The following is a 17,330-nucleotide window of genomic DNA, read 5'->3' as shown; positions in this document are numbered from 1 at the left end:
GGGTAGCTCCAGCTACTCATTTCTTGCGTTATGGTAAAAGGGGGATTCATCGTGGGTCAAAAGCAGAGTGCTGAAAAGCCTTCAGTACAAGAGCTTATCCAGAAATCGAGTGGCAAAAAACAGAAGAAAATAATAGAAAAGATGATTCCAATTATTCTATTATTGATAGCTTCTGTCTCTGTCCTAACGACATTTGGAATTGTTGGAACATTAATTGTAGAAACGGTCATATTTTTTAAAGAAATAAAAATTACCGACTTTTTATTCGGTACGCAGTGGTATCCTTTTGCTAACACTGAACAATTATTTGGTATATTGCCATTAATAGCAGGAACGTTAAAAGTTACAGCTATTGCTGTTGTCGTTGCAGTGCCGTTTGGGATTGCTTCAGCAATTTTCTTAAGTGAGTATGCTTCAGATAAAACAAGAAGAATTATTAAACCTATTTTAGAGGTGTTGGCGGGAGTTCCTACTATTGTATACGGCTTCTTTGCACTAACATTTGTTACACCTTTACTTCAACAGTTTATACCGGATTTAAAGATCTTTAATGCACTAAGTCCTGGGATTGTGGTAGGAGTTATGGTTTTACCAATGATTGCATCCTTATCGGAAGATGCAATGTCTTCCGTTCCTAATTCAATTCGCGAAGGTGCCTTAGCAATGGGCTCTACTAAATTAGAAGTAGCATTAAAGGTAGTTTTGCCAGCGGCACTTTCTGGAATCACTGCTTCGGTAGTGCTGGCAGTTTCACGTGCAATTGGTGAAACAATGATTGTTTCTCTAGCAGGTGGATCTACGCCAAAGTTCGATCTTAATGTGACAGATTCAATTCAAACAATGACAGCGTATATCGTACAAGTTTCTTCGGGTGATGCAGGATATGGAACAACTATTTATTACTCGATTTATGCAGTTGGATTTACGTTATTCCTCTTTACCCTGTTAATGAACTATCTTGCTCACGTTATTTCCAAAAAGTATCGGGAGGAGTATTAATATGAGATATGTGAATCATGAAGCAGTTGTAAAGAAAATGAACAAACGATTGATAGTGAATCGTATTTTCAAAACGATATTTTTTGCAGCAACGTTATTTGCCTTATTAGTTTTGGGAGTGCTGTTTTATCGTATTATTTCTCAGGGAGTAGGTTATTTAACACCTGAATTCTTCCAAAACTTCGGTTCACGTGTGCCTGAAAAAGCAGGTATTAAAGCAGCATTGATTGGTTCTATATGGTTAATGTGTGTAGTTGCACCAGTATCTATTATTCTTGGTGTTGGGACAGCTATTTATCTTGAAGAATATGCTACAAAAAATAAATTAAATGATTTTATTCGTATGAATATTTCTAACCTTGCTGGTGTTCCATCAGTAGTGTTTGGTTTACTAGGTTTAACGATTTTCGTTCGGGCTTTAGCACTTGGGAATAGTGTATTAGCTGCTGGCTTTACAATGAGTTTGCTAATACTACCAGTCATTATTGTTGGGGCGCAAGAGGCAATAAGAGCTGTTCCGCAAGATGTGCGTGAGGCTTCATATGGTATGGGAGCGACAAAATGGCAAACCATTATTAATATTGTATTGCCTTCTGCTATACCAGGCATACTAACAGGTGCAATTTTAGCACTTTCTCGTGCAGTAGGAGAGACAGCACCTTTAGTAGTAATTGGTATTCCAGTAATTGTTCACTTTCTACCGGATAATTTACTTAGCCAATTCACTGCACTCCCTATGCAAATTTATGACTGGGCGAAAAGACCACAGGAGGCTTTCCAATATGTTTCGTCAGCGGGAATTCTTGTGCTCATGATTTTCTTGCTAATTATGAACTCAATTGCTATATTTATCCGAAATAAATTCCAAAAACGCTACTAAACCGATGAATATTAGGAGGAACTAAAATGGTACAATCGTTAGAAAAAGGGTCAGCAAGTCAAATAGAAACATCAAGTATTGTATACGATACACAGAAGTTAAACTTATGGTATGGTAATCATCACGCACTTAAAAATATTGATTTACAGATTAAAGAAAATGAAGTTACTGCTATAATTGGACCATCCGGCTGTGGTAAGTCAACTTATATTAAAACGTTAAATCGTATGGTAGAATTAGTACCTACAGTTAAAACGTCCGGAGAAATCCTTTATCGTGAACGAAACATCTTTGATGCCAATTACGGAGTAGAGGAACTACGCACGAAAGTGGGGATGGTTTTCCAAAAACCTAATCCATTTCCAAAGTCGATTTATGACAATATTGCTTACGGTCCGAGAATTCACGGCATAAGAAACAAAAAGACTTTAGACGAGATTGTGGAGAAAAGTTTACGTGGAGCAGCAATATGGGATGAAGTGAAAGATCGTTTATCAACCAATGCTTATAGTTTATCTGGTGGTCAACAGCAACGTATTTGTATAGCAAGATGTCTTGCTATTGAACCAGATGTTATACTAATGGATGAACCGACATCGGCACTTGATCCAATTTCCACACTTAAAGTAGAGGAATTAATACAAGAGCTGAAAGAAGAGTATTCAATTATTATCGTGACACATAATATGCAACAAGCAGCACGTATTTCGGATAAAACAGCCTTTTTCTTGAATGGGGAAGTTGTAGAATTCGATACAACAGATGTTATTTTTTCAACGCCTGAAGATAAACGGACAGAGGACTATATATCAGGTCGTTTTGGATGATGAAAGGGGTTATTTAAACATGGTAGGAAGAGAGAAGTTTGATGCAGAATTGCAGCAGGTTCAGTCTTTGTTACTTGAGTTAAGTAATACAGCAATTGATACTTTAGACAATTCAATGAACTTTCTTTTTGAGAAAGATATTGAAGGTGCACTTACCATACTTGATAATGATGAACATATTAACCGTATGGAAGATGAAGTGAATGATCGAGTAATTTTGTTAATAGCAAAACAACAACCAGTTGCAACTGATTTAAGAAGATTAATGGTGCTTGTTAAAATTGCTGCTGATATGGAGCGAATTGGTGATTATGCATGTAATATTGCAAAGGAAACCATACGTATTGGAAAAGATGAACATATTGAACCAATAGGTTTGCTTGATGACATGCGCATCAAAACGATTAAAATGCTTAAACAGGTTCTCGATGCATTTACGAACGAGAATATGGATGAAGCGAAAAACATAGCAAAATTGGATGATGAAGTAGATGAAATGTACGGACATATTATCCGAACACTTCTGAATGCAGGAGTAAATAATCCCGCTCAGCTAAGTCAGGTTACTCAATTATCATTTGTGTGTCGTTATTTAGAAAGATCAGCAGACCACGCAACAAATATTGCAGAACGACTTTTATATTTATTAAAAGGAAAGCATTACGAATTAAATAATTAATACGTGTTTGTATAAAAAACGGTAGGTACCTGACTTAGGTACCTATCTTTTTAATAGAAAGGATTAAAAAGATAATGTGAACACTGGCTTCATGGCACTAAAGAGGATGAATAATACTGCTAATTTTCGCTTCAGGCGGACGCTTTCCAATACAATCAATATATTGAGTAGTAATCTACTATAAGATTTAACATAGCTTATCGCTTAGATGAAAAGGTAGCTCAAATTTAATATTGGGATAAAACCGTCTATAGAAAAGCTATACTATTTTGTTATGAGGGATGAGGAAGGTAGATTTTCTTTATTGTTAGTGGAATGAAAGAGAAATAGTAAGTGTTCACTAAATAAAGAAGCGAAATAGTGAACGAAATTGTATCTTCGTGAGCTCCTGCTAGAAGTAAAATCGTATCTTTTCTTTAGTTAAACAAAAACGTACTAACCTGTTTCTAAAAGTAGTAGAAGGATGATGGACTGACATAAGCCATAAAATTACCGAAAAAAAGGGATGCTGGTTGTGACGGACGTCACAACCAGCATCCCTAAAAATTCAATCGGTAATTTCATACTAAAACGTCTGTCCGGAGCCTGCGAAAACGATAAAAACAGGTTTTGACCTTAAAGGACTGGGCATCTTTTTGCCTGGTTTTTCTTAGCGTGTAATAGTTTCGGCAATTTGTTTTAAAGACATGGAAGAGTTAAGCTCATAGTTTCCTACTTGAATGCGCCCAGCTAAACCTTGATCCGATAAATAATTATTCATATCCACTTTATTTAGAATAATATTAGCATCTTCTAATTTTGCACTGATTTCCGAGGATGTCATACCTAATTGAATAGAGAGAGTCATTGATGCTTCAGATTGGGAATGTTCAGCCGTTGTTTCGGTTGGAACAGTTTCTTCTGATGTATTTGTTTGGGCTTGCTGCGCATTATTCAAATCTAGTTGAAGCTCTGCTAGTTGTTTTTTCACATCAATAAGTTCTTGTTGAGCCTGATTATAAGACTCATCTGTAATTGTGCTAGTAGAAGTAATATCCTCAGTTTCGACAAATTCTTCTATTTGAAATGCAGCCCCAGCAAGAAATAATCCAATTCCAATATTTCGAATGGTTCTATTCATCACTTTCCACCACCAATTACATACTTAATTTCATCAATGCTTAAAGAGGAACGCGCACTAATTTCCTTTAACGAATAGCCTTGTTTATGTAATTCCAAAACTTGGTTTTTTATAATATCATGAATGACTGGCTTTGTTTGTTTTTTTACTGGTATAGAGACTTTTGAAGATTCTATAAGTAGTTCTTCCTCTACTACTTTAAGTCTTCTCTTGATAGCGTTCGTTTCTTGATAAACCGTGAACGATAGATCCTCTAATTCTGATTCCACTTTTTTGGAGGAATCCTTGGAGAAAAAGGAAACTGCGATTAGTACAATACCTATAATCATTATAATGATGGAAAAGTCCATAATACTCACCTCTATTGTTATATTTATACACTTATACTAACATATTCGAAAAAAAATTGAATAATTTCCTGTATTAATAGTAGATTTTATTTTGATGTATGCTATAATTGGTTAGTCGTATAAATCATGCTCAAGTTTTATATTTAATCCTGACAAAGAGTGGGAGGGACAACCATGCGCGTTAATATTACACTAGCTTGTACAGATTGCGGAGAGCGCAACTATATTTCTAAGAAAAACAAGCGTAACAATCCAGAACGTCTTGAACTTAAAAAATATTGCTCTCGTGATAAAAAAATGACTACTCATAGAGAAACTAAATAATAACCTAAACCAAAACCGATTATGGTTTTGGTTTTTTTCTATTGTTGGAGGAATGACAATGACAAAGAAAATTACGAGAAACGCAATGAGAGACCAGTTAACCTCATTAGATGAAGGAACATATAATAACTACTCAAAACAAATTGAAGATCAGTTTTTGCGACAAGTAGCGGCAACAGACGCTTCCACTATTGGGTTAACGATATCTAGCTTCCCCGAAGTCGATACATGGGGTATAATAAAACAATTATGGAGTATGGGGAAAAATGTCGCAGTGCCTAAATGTACACCTTTCGATAAATCCATGATATTTTATCAAATACAAAATTTTGACCAGTTAGAGCGGGTATATATGCATTTACTTGAACCAAATCCTCTAATATCTAAAGCAATCACTCCTCAGGAGATTGATATACTAGTGGTCCCGGGGATCGTATACAGCGAAAAAGGATATCGCATAGGATATGGAGGAGGCTATTATGACCGTTTCCTTATGAATTACAAGGGAGACACATTGTCATTGGCATTTGATATTCAAGTGGTGAAATATGTTGAATATGATGTATTTGATATACCAGTAGATAAAATTATTACACCGAACGAAACTTTCCTGTGCAAACAGATTCGGCAGAAGGATGAATAGGATGAATTCAGTATATGATGTTATGCAACTTTTAAAACGATTTGGGATATATGTATATACAAAAGATCGCTTAGCAGATTTAGAAATAATGGAAGATGAAGTTAGAGAGCTTTATAAAATGCAAATGATTGAGTCAAAAGACTTTCAAATAGCTATATTATTATTGAAACAAGAACAAAGTAATAGTAAAATTTAGAACACGTCAGAGTTGATTTACTCTGACGTGTTATGTTTTTATGAAAAAATGAAACTTTTTACTGGTTGAATCCGTCTAATATAGGGTATGGTATGAAAGACTTGTACAATTATATCAAAATCCTTCTTCTTTTATATTGATTTATTGTAAAGAAAGGATTAAGATAAGTTCTGTTACTTTTAACTTATTTAACTAAAGAGTAAAAAAAAGGGAGGGTGTAGGCATAATGAAAAAAAATTGGCCAACACATTCTATTCTGATTCTTGCTATTGTGGCAACATGGATAAAAACATATATTGTTTACCACACAAGCTTTGACATGGATATTGAAAATTCGATGCAACAACTGATTCTTTTTATAAATCCGCTTAGTTTTTTACTATTTATCTATGGACTTTCCTTGTTCTTTAAAAGTCCTAAAGCTAGAAATAGATATATATTAATTGCTAGCATCATACTTTCAGCTGTTTTATATGCAAACGCTGTATTTTACCGTTTTTTCACAGACTTCATTACAATTCCTGTGCTATTTCAAACAAGTAACTTTGGCGATTTGGGCGCATCAGCGGCAGAAAGTATCTTTTTAACGGATATTTTCTATTTTACAGATGTTGCCATCATCATTATTGCATTGAAATGGTTGAAAATTGGAGACAAAGTTACGCTTGTGAAGCCAGCTGTAAGAAGAGCTTATTTTGTAATGGCTGCTGCTATTCTATTTTTAAACTTAGGTCTATCTGAAATTGAACGACCACAACTATTAACACGAAGCTTTGATCGTGAAATGCTAGTAAAGAATATTGGACCATATAACTATCATTTATATGATATATATATCCAATCTAAATCTCATGCTCAAAGAGCACTTGCTGATGGAAGTGAGTTAGTAGAAGTAAATAACTATGTTCGATCTAACCAAGTAGATGCCAATGAGAAAATGTTTGGGGTTGCCAAGGATCGAAATTTAATCGTAGTTTCGATGGAATCCTTACAATCTTTCGTTATTAATAATGATATGAATGGACATGAGGTTACACCATTTTTAAATTCACTAACTCAAGATAAAGATACTTATTATTTCTCTAATTTTTACCATCAAACAGGGTTAGGGAAAACGTCTGACTCAGAGTTTTTACTAGAAAATTCTCTATATCCATTAGGTGGGGGAGCAGTATTCTTTACACATAGTGGAAACACATTCCATTCGATGGCAGAAAGTTTAGGTGAAGAAGGATATTATACTAACGTATTGCATCCTAACAACAAAAGTTTTTGGAATCGAGATATAATGTATAGAGCATTGGATATTCAAAAGTATTATGATGAACAAAGTTATGTAGTGAACGAAGAGGATGCTGTAAACTGGGGTATGAAGGACATACCTTTTGTAGAACAATCAGTCGATTTGATGGCAGATATGCCACAGCCATTTTATTCACGTCTAATTACGTTAACAAATCACTATCCTTTTACTTTGGATGAAGAAGATAAGCTTATTCCTGAATATAATTCCAACTCTAATACACTCAATAGATATTTCCAATCTGTTCGATATATGGACGAAGCATTGAAAGTATTCTTTGAGGACTTAAAAGAACAAGGATTGTATGATAATTCTATCATCGTTATGTACGGAGATCATTATGGTATTTCTGAGAATCATAACAAAGCAATGGAACAATATTTAGAAAAAGAAATAACACCATATGAATCAGCGAAGCTTCAACGTGTACCATTATTCATTCATATTCCAAATAGTGGAGATGGTAAAGAAGTTACTGAAACAGCGGGTCAAATTGATTTGCGTCCAACAATTTTACATGCTTTAGGTGTTGACACATCTAAAGATATGCAGCTTGGTGCAGATTTGTTCTCTGAAGAGCACGAAGAATTTGTTGTATTTCGTGATGGTGGATTTGTAACCGACAAAGTTGTTTATGCTGGTAACGTTTGTTATGATAATGCAACAGGTTTACAAATTGAGATGGAAAGCTGTCAGCCTTATATAGATAGAGCTACTCAGGAACTTGGCTATTCGGATCAAATTATTAATGGTGATTTATTGCGTTTTTATGATTTGAAGACCGGGAACTTGCTAATAGATGAGGCATTAAAAGAAGATGAATAAGAAAAAGCACGGACATATTTCTTGTCTGTGCTTTTTATATGAAACAAAATGAAGTTACATTCGTCTATAATGATATGAAGGGGGGAGTAGCTTGAAAAAAGTCGTTATATTATTATTTTGCGTCTTCTTACTTCAAGCTTGTGCGGACATTGGACCGAGTGTTCCTAAAGCAGAGCAGGAAAATGAACAGAAACTTCCATCGGATATTGAAATAGTTGAAAAAACATCTAATGAAGAAATACCAACTATTTTATTAGATAACAGTGCCTTTCATAGTTTAGTAGGCTGGTTGTCTAACGAAGAAATAGTTATAATTGTTGCAGAAAAGGGACAGTGGTTAGTTAAATTATATACTGTTCCAACAAATAGTTGGCGGACAATTTATACTACGACTACTCCTATTATTCAAGGGACTATTCATCCTTCTAAAGAAATGATTTTATTACATACTTCTAAAGATTCTTCATCCGCAGAAATTCAATTTTTACATAAAAATGGTTATGTTCTTCAAAGCCTATCGTTTGAATCCGCTGAAATTTATATGGATTGGCATCCTACAAACCCAAACTTAGTTGTTTTCTCTACATTTTATGAGGATTGGACTTATAGTACATTCGTATATGATCTAGCCACACAAGAGTTAACGTCTATCGAAATAGAAAATCCGTTTGTGAAATGGTATGACGAGGAAAATTTAATGGTTTTTAGATGGTCTGACTCTGGCCTAGATGGGAGTGAACTTTTACTTTACTCGATCTTAGATGAAACATTAAAGAGCACTGGTGAAGAAAAGGTATTAGATGCAACAAATATCGGAGAAGCGATTGTTTACGTTCAAATAAACGAAGAGGAAAAACAATTCGAGTATCGTATAGAAGATTTGAATGGTAGAAAATTTGAATGGGCAACACCTGCAGTCTCAAATTACTCTGAATGGATCATCCCATCTATGTCTATTGTTTCACCAACAGAAGTTATCTTGCTAAATGCTAAAGAATCTAGAAATCAGGATGATGCTAGCCAAAAAAGTATACTTTCAAAGATTTCTATAGTTGACCAACAACAAATCTTTGGGGAAATAGAAGAACAACCTATTTCTTGCTCTCCAAATGCTGAAATTTGTTTGGGTGGATATGCAAAAGAAAATTGGATTCAAACAAATTCGTTGGACGAGAAGAAATGGATATATTTTAATGAATAGAAAAAAAGCTGCTATACATATAAGTAATGTATAGCAGCTTTTTTAATTACGTTTTAGTGTAAGCTTGGTGGGAAACCTTGGTTCACAATTGTCATGACTGTAAAGAAGCCAAAAACAGCGAGTGTGCCAAAGTTAAATAGAACACCTAACACATTCTTTTCTTTAAATGCTTGATAAGTGCCAACTACAGCTAAAAGTGTAACTAGACCAAAGATAACCATTAATAAGTTCATGAAAAGACACTCCTTTCGACATCAGAAAATGAATGTCGCATTTGCATATTCCTCTTCTATTGTAATTCTAAAAGTAAGTTTTGTCGAGTAGAAAAGTGGTGAATTATTGAACAATTGAGGATAAATCGTTTAAGATAAGAAAGAGGTGATTATTATGTTAAACGTTCGAACTTATCCATTAGGTTATATTCAAACTAATTGTTACATTGTTTCAAATACTATGAAGCAATGCTTAATCTTTGATCCAGGAGGTGAGGGGGAGAAAATAATTAGCGAACTTCATCGTTTAAAGATGAAACCGTTAGCTATTTTATTGACTCATGCACATTTTGACCATATTGGAGCTGTGGAACAAGTGCGAGTGAGTTTTGATATTCCAGTGTATATCCATACATCAGAGAAAAAATGGTTAGTGGACCCTTCAAAAAATGGTTCAGCCAAATATGCAGAAATTCCATCAATAATTTGTAATGAGGCAGAAGTTTTATTAAATAGTGAGTCGGAGTTGAAAATTGGTGAATTCCATATGGATCTTTTACATACACCAGGACATTCGCCTGGGAGTTTAACCTATTATTTTAAACAAGACCAATTTGCCATTGTGGGAGACACACTTTTTCAAAATAGTATCGGTCGAACAGATCTTCCAGGAGGCAACCAGCCAGAACTTATGAAAGCTATTCATACAAAACTTTTAACATTACCAGAAACAACTCTTGTTTATCCAGGTCATGGCCCTTCCACGACAATAGAAGCAGAGATGGATTCAAATCCATTCCTAAATGGATTTTAAAAAGTTACTTTATGATAGCTTTTACAAATTAGGTGGCAGTGATGCAAAACTCTAAAAATAATTTTTTATAGCAAAAAAGCAGCTCAGTAAATGAGCTGCTTTTTTGCTATAAATTTTTAATGTCCCGCACCTGGTACGTGCATGAATGTCGTGTAATATGTAAAACCTGCGAAGAAGAACATTAAGTAAGCTCCGAAGATGTACATATACATACGTTCCGAAAGGTTTAAAAACCCTAAAAGAAGGAATAATCCCGTATTTGCTAAAAATAGTAAAGAAGCTTCTGGCATATCACCTAAATAAAACATAACTGCGAAAATCCCTGTCCAGAAAGCCATTACTTTATACATATTGCCCATTTGTAGTCCCTCCTTTTACAAACCATACAAATAATTCTCATATTTATTATAAATGAAAGTGTTCGTACATGTAAACTGATTATTAGTTTTCTTTACACATTATACTCTGCATTGTCACAAATATGTATTATCTATTCATTCATTATAGAACTTCTATTTGATATACGCAATTGCTACAGTGATTTTGTTTGCTTTCCAGCTGAATGAACTCATTATTTGGGAACAAAGCATCAAACTGTCCTTTTAAAAAGGATTCATGAATACTACAAATAATATGTGGATGCTTGGATAGTTGCCCTTTATAAGGACAATTAAAAATAGAGAATGTAATAATTTGTTTATCTTCTTTATTCCGGGTATTAGGAATATAGCCTACAGAGAGCGCAGCAGCAGATAGTAGCTCTATTTTTTGATCGAAGCTCGGAGCAGCTAATAATGACTGCTGTATAGAATTGTATCCAGAATTATAGCTAATATTTTTGGCTTTATTAAGCGCTTCTGTTCCCATAGTTTCAACTAATTCTAATAACCACTCTAACAGCAAATGATTTTCTTGTTTAGGAAAACTCAAATAAATTGGTTGATCTGCAAGTGTATATATACGTGCTGGTCGACCGCCTTTTTTATTATTTAGTAATTCAGAAGTAATTAGCTTAGATTCATTAAGTTTAGTTAGATGAAGTCTCGCTACATTAGGATGAATGCCGAATTGCTCTGCAATTTGTTGCACATTAACTGGTTGTACTTGTTTTACAATATAAAGATAAATCGAATATCTAGTTTCATCTGCCAAAGCATTTGTAAGCTTTAAAGTAGTTGGCATGCAATTACCTTCTTTCTGATATTAGTTACTATTATAATCAAGAACGAAACAATAATAAAATAATTCTATATAACAGAAAATTAAAACAACTACTTCCTTTTTTATACTTTAGCAAGTATAATACTAAGTACAAGCTGTTTGCGGTCGCAACTTGTATCTGGGGAAAGGAAACTTATGCAGCAAATAGAAAATTTAATAGAACAAAAATGTTTTCGATTACTTATGAAAGCCCATAAATTTGGTGCATCCGATTTACATTTGATTCCTAACGAAGAAGACTATGTTTATTACTTTAAAAAAAATTCTCAGATGTTCGAAGCAGGTAAGCTGCCTTTGAAGATAGGAGAACGTATCATTTCATTCTTCAAATTTTTATCCTCTCTTGATATCAGCGAAAAAAGAAAGCCACAGAGCGGTTCCTTTCAACAAGTATTCAATTCTCATAAATTCTCATTTCGTGTTTCTACACTTCCCTCTATTTTTGGAAAGGAAAGTATGGTAATTCGCCTCCAACAACATGACAACGCCAAAATTATTCATTCCCTCTCTTTATTTAGAGACGCAACAGAAAAAATTGTAGAACTTGCGAATAATCGTCAAGGACTGATCTTATTCGTTGGTCCTACTGGTTCTGGAAAGTCCACCACTATGTATTCGCTTACCAAATATTGTGCAGAAAATTTAAATCGACATGTAATTTCCTTAGAGGATCCTGTCGAAAATAGTCAGTCTCACTTACTTCAAATACAAGTAAATGAACGTTCCGGAGTAACCTATTCTACAGGTTTAAAGGCAATACTGCGTCATTCTCCAGATGTAATCATGATAGGGGAGATTCGCGATGAGGCGACTGCAAAAGCAGCGATTCAGGCTGCGCTCACAGGTCATCTTGTAGTGTCAACAATTCATGCAAAGGACGGTGTAGGATCTCTTTATCGTCTACTGGATCTAGGAATCACAACTGAAGAGTTAAGGCAGACCATTATCGGCATCGTTACTCAAAGACTTGTGGTTGCTTCAGTAGGGTTAGAATCTGAATTATCTGCAGTGTTTGAAATTCTTTCAGATGAATTATTAGAGGAAGCATTTCAATCTATGGTAACTGGTAAAGCTTATCGAATTCCTTATACACTTTCTTTATCCTATCAAATTGAGAGAGGGGTAAGAGAAGGTGTTATTGAAAAAAGTTAAAAGATATATGGAAAGGAAGCATCAAACAATTCCACCAAATATGCATTCCTCTTTTTTGAGTAGGCTAAGTGATCTCTTAATAGAAGGCTATACATTTCACGAATCGGTCACTATGTTGTTGCCGTTTCATGTGAAAGATTCAAAGATTGTTAGCGAACGAATAACTGAAGTACAACGAAATGGATTAGCTGTAGTTGATGTATTTAAATTATTAGGTTTTCCTAGTAGATTATTATTGCCATTGAATCTTGCTTCAGTTCATGGTCAATTACAACAAACAATTACTGTATTGAGCGTGAATACTGCTTTTTTTGAAGGTGCAAAAAAACGTTTAAATAACTTACTGTTGTATCCAGTATTTTTATTTATGATACTGTTTTTATTGTTTACGATGTTTAGAATTTACTTTTTACCAAATATGGAATCTTTAATTGGTTCCAGAGGAAATGAGTCATCGGATAACTCCCTTACTTGGACAGGATATCTTTTGCAAATGCCTAATATATTTTTCATAACTGCCATAATTTGTTCCTGTCTTTTTATGTTGTCGTATATTTTATTGAAAAAGCTCCCTACAGAGAAGCAACATTTGATTTATTTGAGATTGCCTATAGCGAGAAGCTGGTATCGTTTACTACTGACGAGAGTATTTGCAAGAGAGATGGGCGGACTCATGGAGAGTGGTATGTCATTACAACAATCATTGGAGGCATTAATTTCTCAAAAGGAACATCAGGTGCTCCAGTTTATTGGAAAACAAATGAAAGAAAAGGTTGTACACGGTGAATCATTTTCTCAGGCGGTTTTGCTTTTAGACTCATTTACAACAGAATTATTCCATTTTGTAGTGCACGGTGAAAATAGTGGTTATTTAGGCAGAGAGCTTTCACTCTACAATGAGTTTCTTAGCCAAGAAATTGAAAGAAAGCTTTCTCAGTATATAAGTATAGTTCAACCAACTTTATTTTTAATTTTAGCTGTCTTTATCATCGGTGCTTATTTGGCAATATTACTGCCTATTTATAACATGATTAACATTGTGTAAAGGAGAAATTATGAAAAAATTACTGAAAAATAATCGAGGTTTTACTCTAGTGGAAATGATGATTGTTTTGCTTATTATATCGGTATTGATCCTTATATCAATACCTAATGTGACAAAGCATTCTGCAAATATTGATGAAAAAAGCTGTCAAGCATTTGTAAATATAATGAGGGGAATAAGCAACCTCTCTAAAAAACCAGTAGTATCAACGGTTGAGAGCGTTCCTTAAATATGCGGAATTAAAAAGAGTGCTTATTCCCTCTCGTTTTGCCGACAGTTGGGAACAAACACTACTACTTATCTAAGGACAATTCTACTTGATTTTCATAAAAATTTCAAGGGTTAGGATTACATAGGTAAGGCTTCTTTTTAGTTTCAACGGGAGCTAAATCAGATGAACTACTTATCAGATTATCAAACTTTTAATAACAAGCACGAAATGAATGAAGCAGTAGCTTTACACCTCTCTCACAACCACTTCCACTTAAACTCTACAGAAAAAGAAGTATTAGCTTTACTTAGTCGTTTTTCGTGCAAATATGCAGGTGTGTCACAACTAAAGCATGAAACGATCGAAAAGAAGCTAGAAAAATCTAACTCCACTATTAGAAGATGTATCAAAAAACTTGAGAAGCTTGGGATTATTAAGCGTATCCCATTTATTAGAAAAGTTTCTAAAGGATTTGGAGCTAACATCTATCTAATTCTTCCATTTGAACAGTCGCATATGGACACTCGCCAAGAGAGTACTATATCAGTTACACCAACTACTGAAGCGACTAAAACAGACAATGAACCTTATTCTCTTTATAAACAAAATAACTTTATTAATAATACGTATACACAAGCACCTGTAAGCTATCCTAAGACTTACTACAGTCGTTTCAAGGGACTAGTAGAGTCTTTCCTAGGAGAAGGCAATCAGAAGCTTGTGTGCCGTCTGTTTGGCATTTTTAAAGCTCAGTCTATCCAGATGCTGAAGTGGGATATTTTTAGCGACATAAAAGAGCAACTTGAGGCTTTAGCGATACAGTCTTTAGTTGTAACTATGCAGTCTAGCAAAAAGAAACAGATAAAGAGTTTAACAGGTTATTTTAACGGTACTTTGAAGAAGATGATAGACAAGTCGCTATATGACCTAGAAGGCTCAGAATCAACTGAAATCAATGAAAAACCACTATTTGGCTATGTGAATATGAGTGGTGAATTCGTCACGCTTTTTTAAAATCAATTATCTGACTTATATCATCAATACTTAAAGCATCAGCAATTAAACAAATCGCTTTCTTCGGTATTCTTTCAACTTTGTTGTTTACTAATTCAGAAATAGTTCGTGTGGACAATCCAGTTCTATCAGCAAGCTCTTGATATGTCATTCTGTTATCAAACAATAACTGATCCAATTTTATCTTAATTTCATGACCCATAGCGAATACTCCTTTTTTATGTTAAATGTAAATTTTTTATTATATGTGTAATTTTTTTATGTTTAGTGTAATAGGATATAACATGCCAACTCGACTACCTAATACGCTACTAAATTAATTGCTACCCTAGTACTTCTACTTGGTATCGTTAAAATCCTGCTATATCAATAGTTTAACGCATATTTCAAGCATACTAGTTTTGTGCAACTATATATAGATATATATAACCCTGTGGCGAAGAGGAACTAAGGGGGAATGTTTGAATGATATTTGAAATTTTGAGCACAACTTTATTTAGTGGAATAGGAATCGCAGCTTATATGAAAAAGGGAACGGAAAAAAATGATAGCGGAAAGATTCAACGAATTATCTCGCTAAGTGGTCTGAATGTGAAAGACGGCTCCACAGGAAGAACTTTAACTACTCAATTGATAAGGAAGAAGAAGCATCCGGGATTTTTTGAATACAAGTTCCGTATTCCCTATGGTAGAAGCTATGAGGACTATTTAAAGAAACAGAGAATCCTAGAGGATGGCTTAAACAACAGAAGGAAACGAATAACGGTTAATGATTTAAAAACGTTATTCCCATTGGATTCAAATATCATTGAAAACATAAAAGACCTATGGACTAACAAGTTGACGGACAAAAAGGAAATTGAGCTTCTATATGATGGATTGTTGATAGTTCGTGTATATGATGAGCCATTATCAACGCTTGTCCCATTTCAAACAGGTGAAGATTGGAAGATACCTGTAGGACTGACAAGAGAGAAAAATACATTCAGATATCATGATTTCAATGTAATACCGCACATAGTAATAGGTGGCTCAAGCGGATATGGAAAGTCGTCTTTCTTAAATTCTATGATTATCAGTTTACTCCAATCACAACCAGACAATGTGAAGTTTCACCTAATCGATTTAAAGGGTGGTGTAGAGTTCTCTGACTACGAAAACCTAAAACAGACAGTATCAATCGCCTATGAGCCTGAAGAAGCTCTAGCGACACTACAGCAAGCCTACGAGACTATGAGAGACATACAGAGTCGTTTAAGAATGATGGGAAAGAAAAATGTTAAAGAAGCAAATATCAATGAGAGACACTTCGTTATAATCGATGAATCTGGAGAGCTGAATCCAGCGGAGGGAATTGGAAAGGCTGACAAGGATTTAAAATTGCAGTGTCAGACATATATGTCTCAAATAGCTAGAATTGGACGTTCAAATGGATTCCATCAAATACTAGCCACTCAATATCCTGTTGGAGATGTTTTACCAAGGCAAGTAAAACAAAATTCAGATGCAAAGATATGTTTCCGTGTACAGTCCGAAGTCGCTTCAAGAGTAGTATTGGATTCTAGTGGTGGAGAATTGCTCCCACAAGTCGTTGGGAGGGCTATCTATCAAACAGCATCTAAACGAGAAATACTTCAAACTCCTCTAATTACATCTGAAATCATCCATAATGCAATTACTCCTCACATTGTCAAAAAGGAGGAAATCATACTTGAAAAGAAAACAATTATCGAGTCGAGACCAGCAAATCTTATTTCTTTTGAAAGAGCTTGATTTCCTCACACGAGATCAATTAAGTAGACGCTTCAAGTTAGGAAAAGTAAGAAATACGAATAGAGTACTTTTCAACTTGTCTGATTATCTAATGACAGTAAAAGAAGGGCATCAAACAGTATATTATCTATCTAAAATTGGTCGTGAATATGTCGATTGCGACAAGATAAGGAAAAAGGGAAGTCATGTACAACACACTATTATGAGAAATCAGTTTTATTTATTTTATGGTTGTCCTAGAGACTGGCAAAATGAAATAAAAGTAATAGTCGAAAAGAATAATATTGTGGTAGATGCTATGTTCACCAAAAACAACTTTAAACATTTTTTGGAAGTCGACAATATACAGACGATGAAGGAAAATAGAGAAAAAATAAAAAGGTATAAACAAATGATACAAAATTTTCTACTACAATTTGGGTACTATCCGACACTTTTATGGCTTACAACTACTGAATTAAGACGGAAACAGTTATTAGAAGCGTGTGAGGGCTTAAAAGTGAAAGTGTATACAATTAGTGACATCAAATAAGAGGAGGAA

The 17,330-nt window shown here is 34.4% G+C and carries 21 protein-coding genes and 1 pseudogene; 16 read left to right on the top strand and 6 right to left on the bottom strand.

Annotated elements, in window-relative coordinates; all coding sequences use genetic code 11:
• Window positions 1-30: 30 nt before the first annotated feature.
• From pstC to phoU, 4 genes are read left to right on the top strand one after another with little or no spacing between them, the layout of a single operon-like run.
• Window positions 31-999 carry a phosphate ABC transporter permease subunit PstC gene (gene pstC, locus ACN6MX_RS11240; protein ID WP_419959011.1) on the top strand — a complete coding sequence of 323 codons (969 nt, stop codon included), beginning with the start codon at window positions 31-33 and terminating at the stop codon, window positions 997-999.
• A gap of 1 nt (window position 1,000) precedes the next feature.
• The gene (gene pstA, locus ACN6MX_RS11235; RefSeq protein WP_419959010.1) at window positions 1,001-1,879 is read left to right on the top strand and encodes a phosphate ABC transporter permease PstA; all 879 of its coding nucleotides are present in this window, start codon (window positions 1,001-1,003) and stop codon (window positions 1,877-1,879) included.
• 26 nt (window positions 1,880-1,905) lie between these two features.
• Window positions 1,906-2,706 (top strand): phosphate ABC transporter ATP-binding protein PstB, encoded by an 801-nt coding sequence (gene pstB, locus ACN6MX_RS11230; protein WP_419959009.1) that lies wholly within the window; start codon window positions 1,906-1,908, stop codon window positions 2,704-2,706.
• A 19-nt stretch (window positions 2,707-2,725) separates the two neighbouring features.
• Window positions 2,726-3,385: a phosphate signaling complex protein PhoU gene (gene phoU, locus ACN6MX_RS11225; RefSeq protein ID WP_419959008.1), complete on the top strand. Its 660-nt coding sequence runs from the start codon at window positions 2,726-2,728 to the stop codon at window positions 3,383-3,385.
• A gap of 649 nt (window positions 3,386-4,034) precedes the next feature.
• Here the strand turns inward: phoU and ACN6MX_RS11220 are convergent.
• Both ACN6MX_RS11220 and ACN6MX_RS11215 read right to left on the bottom strand, forming a co-directional pair.
• Complete coding sequence (locus tag ACN6MX_RS11220; protein WP_419959007.1) at window positions 4,035-4,505, bottom strand: hypothetical protein; 471 nt, start codon at window positions 4,503-4,505, stop codon at window positions 4,035-4,037.
• Window positions 4,505-4,855, bottom strand: a complete 351-nt coding sequence (locus ACN6MX_RS11215) for a hypothetical protein (protein WP_419959006.1) — start codon at window positions 4,853-4,855, stop codon at window positions 4,505-4,507. Before ACN6MX_RS11215 ends, ACN6MX_RS11220 begins: the two co-directional genes overlap by 1 nt.
• A gap of 174 nt (window positions 4,856-5,029) precedes the next feature.
• On the opposite strand from ACN6MX_RS11215, the gene rpmG reads away from it, so the two are divergent.
• The 5 genes from rpmG to ACN6MX_RS11190 all read left to right on the top strand — a co-directional run bounded on the left by rpmG (window position 5,030) and on the right by ACN6MX_RS11190 (window position 9,347).
• Window positions 5,030-5,179, top strand: coding sequence for a 50S ribosomal protein L33 (gene rpmG / locus ACN6MX_RS11210; protein WP_093538394.1), 150 nt, complete (start codon window positions 5,030-5,032; stop codon window positions 5,177-5,179).
• 58 nt (window positions 5,180-5,237) lie between these two features.
• A complete protein-coding gene (locus ACN6MX_RS11205) occupies window positions 5,238-5,822 on the top strand; it encodes a 5-formyltetrahydrofolate cyclo-ligase (protein WP_419959005.1) in 585 nt (194 codons plus the stop codon).
• A 1-nt stretch (window position 5,823) separates the two neighbouring features.
• Window positions 5,824-6,018: a YqgQ family protein gene (locus ACN6MX_RS11200; protein ID WP_419959004.1), complete on the top strand. Its 195-nt coding sequence runs from the start codon at window positions 5,824-5,826 to the stop codon at window positions 6,016-6,018.
• Between the two features lie 226 nt (window positions 6,019-6,244).
• Window positions 6,245-8,146: an LTA synthase family protein gene (locus ACN6MX_RS11195; protein ID WP_419959003.1), complete on the top strand. Its 1,902-nt coding sequence runs from the start codon at window positions 6,245-6,247 to the stop codon at window positions 8,144-8,146.
• 91 nt (window positions 8,147-8,237) lie between these two features.
• Window positions 8,238-9,347, top strand: a complete 1,110-nt coding sequence (locus ACN6MX_RS11190) for a hypothetical protein (RefSeq protein WP_419959002.1) — start codon at window positions 8,238-8,240, stop codon at window positions 9,345-9,347.
• Between the two features lie 53 nt (window positions 9,348-9,400).
• Here the strand turns inward: ACN6MX_RS11190 and ACN6MX_RS11185 are convergent, their stop codons facing one another.
• Entirely contained in the window at window positions 9,401-9,580 is a 180-nt protein-coding gene (locus ACN6MX_RS11185) for a DUF2759 domain-containing protein (RefSeq protein WP_419959001.1), read from the bottom strand.
• A 154-nt stretch (window positions 9,581-9,734) separates the two neighbouring features.
• Between ACN6MX_RS11185 and ACN6MX_RS11180 the strand changes: the two genes are divergently transcribed.
• Window positions 9,735-10,373: an MBL fold metallo-hydrolase gene (locus ACN6MX_RS11180; protein ID WP_419959000.1), complete on the top strand. Its 639-nt coding sequence runs from the start codon at window positions 9,735-9,737 to the stop codon at window positions 10,371-10,373.
• A 116-nt stretch (window positions 10,374-10,489) separates the two neighbouring features.
• Here the strand turns inward: ACN6MX_RS11180 and ACN6MX_RS11175 are convergent, their stop codons facing one another.
• On the bottom strand, window positions 10,490-10,732 hold the full coding sequence (locus ACN6MX_RS11175) for a DUF2626 family protein (RefSeq protein WP_211894616.1): 243 nt from the start codon (window positions 10,730-10,732) through the stop codon (window positions 10,490-10,492).
• Window positions 10,733-10,874: 142 nt separating this feature from the next.
• Window positions 10,875-11,555, bottom strand: a complete 681-nt coding sequence (locus ACN6MX_RS11170; protein ID WP_419958999.1) for a helix-turn-helix transcriptional regulator — start codon at window positions 11,553-11,555, stop codon at window positions 10,875-10,877.
• 174 nt (window positions 11,556-11,729) lie between these two features.
• Here ACN6MX_RS11170 and comGA point away from each other — a divergent pair, with 174 nt between their 5' ends.
• The 4 genes and pseudogenes from comGA (at window position 11,730) to ACN6MX_RS11150 (ending at window position 15,016) form a co-directional block, all read left to right on the top strand.
• On the top strand, window positions 11,730-12,746 hold the full coding sequence (comGA, locus tag ACN6MX_RS11165) for a competence type IV pilus ATPase ComGA (protein WP_419958998.1): 1,017 nt from the start codon (window positions 11,730-11,732) through the stop codon (window positions 12,744-12,746).
• Complete coding sequence (gene comGB, locus ACN6MX_RS11160; RefSeq protein WP_419958997.1) at window positions 12,733-13,791, top strand: competence type IV pilus assembly protein ComGB; 1,059 nt, start codon at window positions 12,733-12,735, stop codon at window positions 13,789-13,791. The genes comGA and comGB overlap by 14 nt, the downstream gene beginning before the upstream one ends.
• Window positions 13,792-13,801: 10 nt before the next feature.
• Window positions 13,802-13,966 (top strand): annotated as a pseudogene (locus ACN6MX_RS11155) (prepilin-type N-terminal cleavage/methylation domain-containing protein); the annotation flags it as partial.
• Between the two features lie 219 nt (window positions 13,967-14,185).
• The gene (locus ACN6MX_RS11150; RefSeq protein ID WP_419958996.1) at window positions 14,186-15,016 is read left to right on the top strand and encodes a helix-turn-helix domain-containing protein; all 831 of its coding nucleotides are present in this window, start codon (window positions 14,186-14,188) and stop codon (window positions 15,014-15,016) included.
• Here ACN6MX_RS11150 and ACN6MX_RS11145 read toward each other — a convergent pair.
• Entirely contained in the window at window positions 15,003-15,218 is a 216-nt protein-coding gene (locus ACN6MX_RS11145; RefSeq protein ID WP_419958995.1) for a helix-turn-helix domain-containing protein, read from the bottom strand. The two genes, ACN6MX_RS11150 and ACN6MX_RS11145, sit on opposite strands and share 14 nt — an antisense overlap.
• A gap of 263 nt (window positions 15,219-15,481) precedes the next feature.
• Between ACN6MX_RS11145 and ACN6MX_RS11140 the strand changes: the two genes are divergently transcribed.
• A complete protein-coding gene (locus ACN6MX_RS11140; RefSeq protein WP_419958994.1) occupies window positions 15,482-16,789 on the top strand; it encodes an FtsK/SpoIIIE domain-containing protein in 1,308 nt (435 codons plus the stop codon).
• Window positions 16,728-17,321, top strand: a complete 594-nt coding sequence (locus tag ACN6MX_RS11135) for a replication-relaxation family protein (protein ID WP_419958993.1) — start codon at window positions 16,728-16,730, stop codon at window positions 17,319-17,321. The genes ACN6MX_RS11140 and ACN6MX_RS11135 overlap by 62 nt, the downstream gene beginning before the upstream one ends.
• Window positions 17,322-17,330 lie beyond the last annotated feature (9 nt).

This window comes from Psychrobacillus sp. BM2 (genome assembly GCF_048572895.1).
Taxonomy (GTDB): Bacteria; Bacillota; Bacilli; order Bacillales_A; family Planococcaceae; genus Psychrobacillus.
Note: the sequence above shows the minus strand (reverse complement) of the source record. Positions and strands in the feature narration are given on the sequence as shown.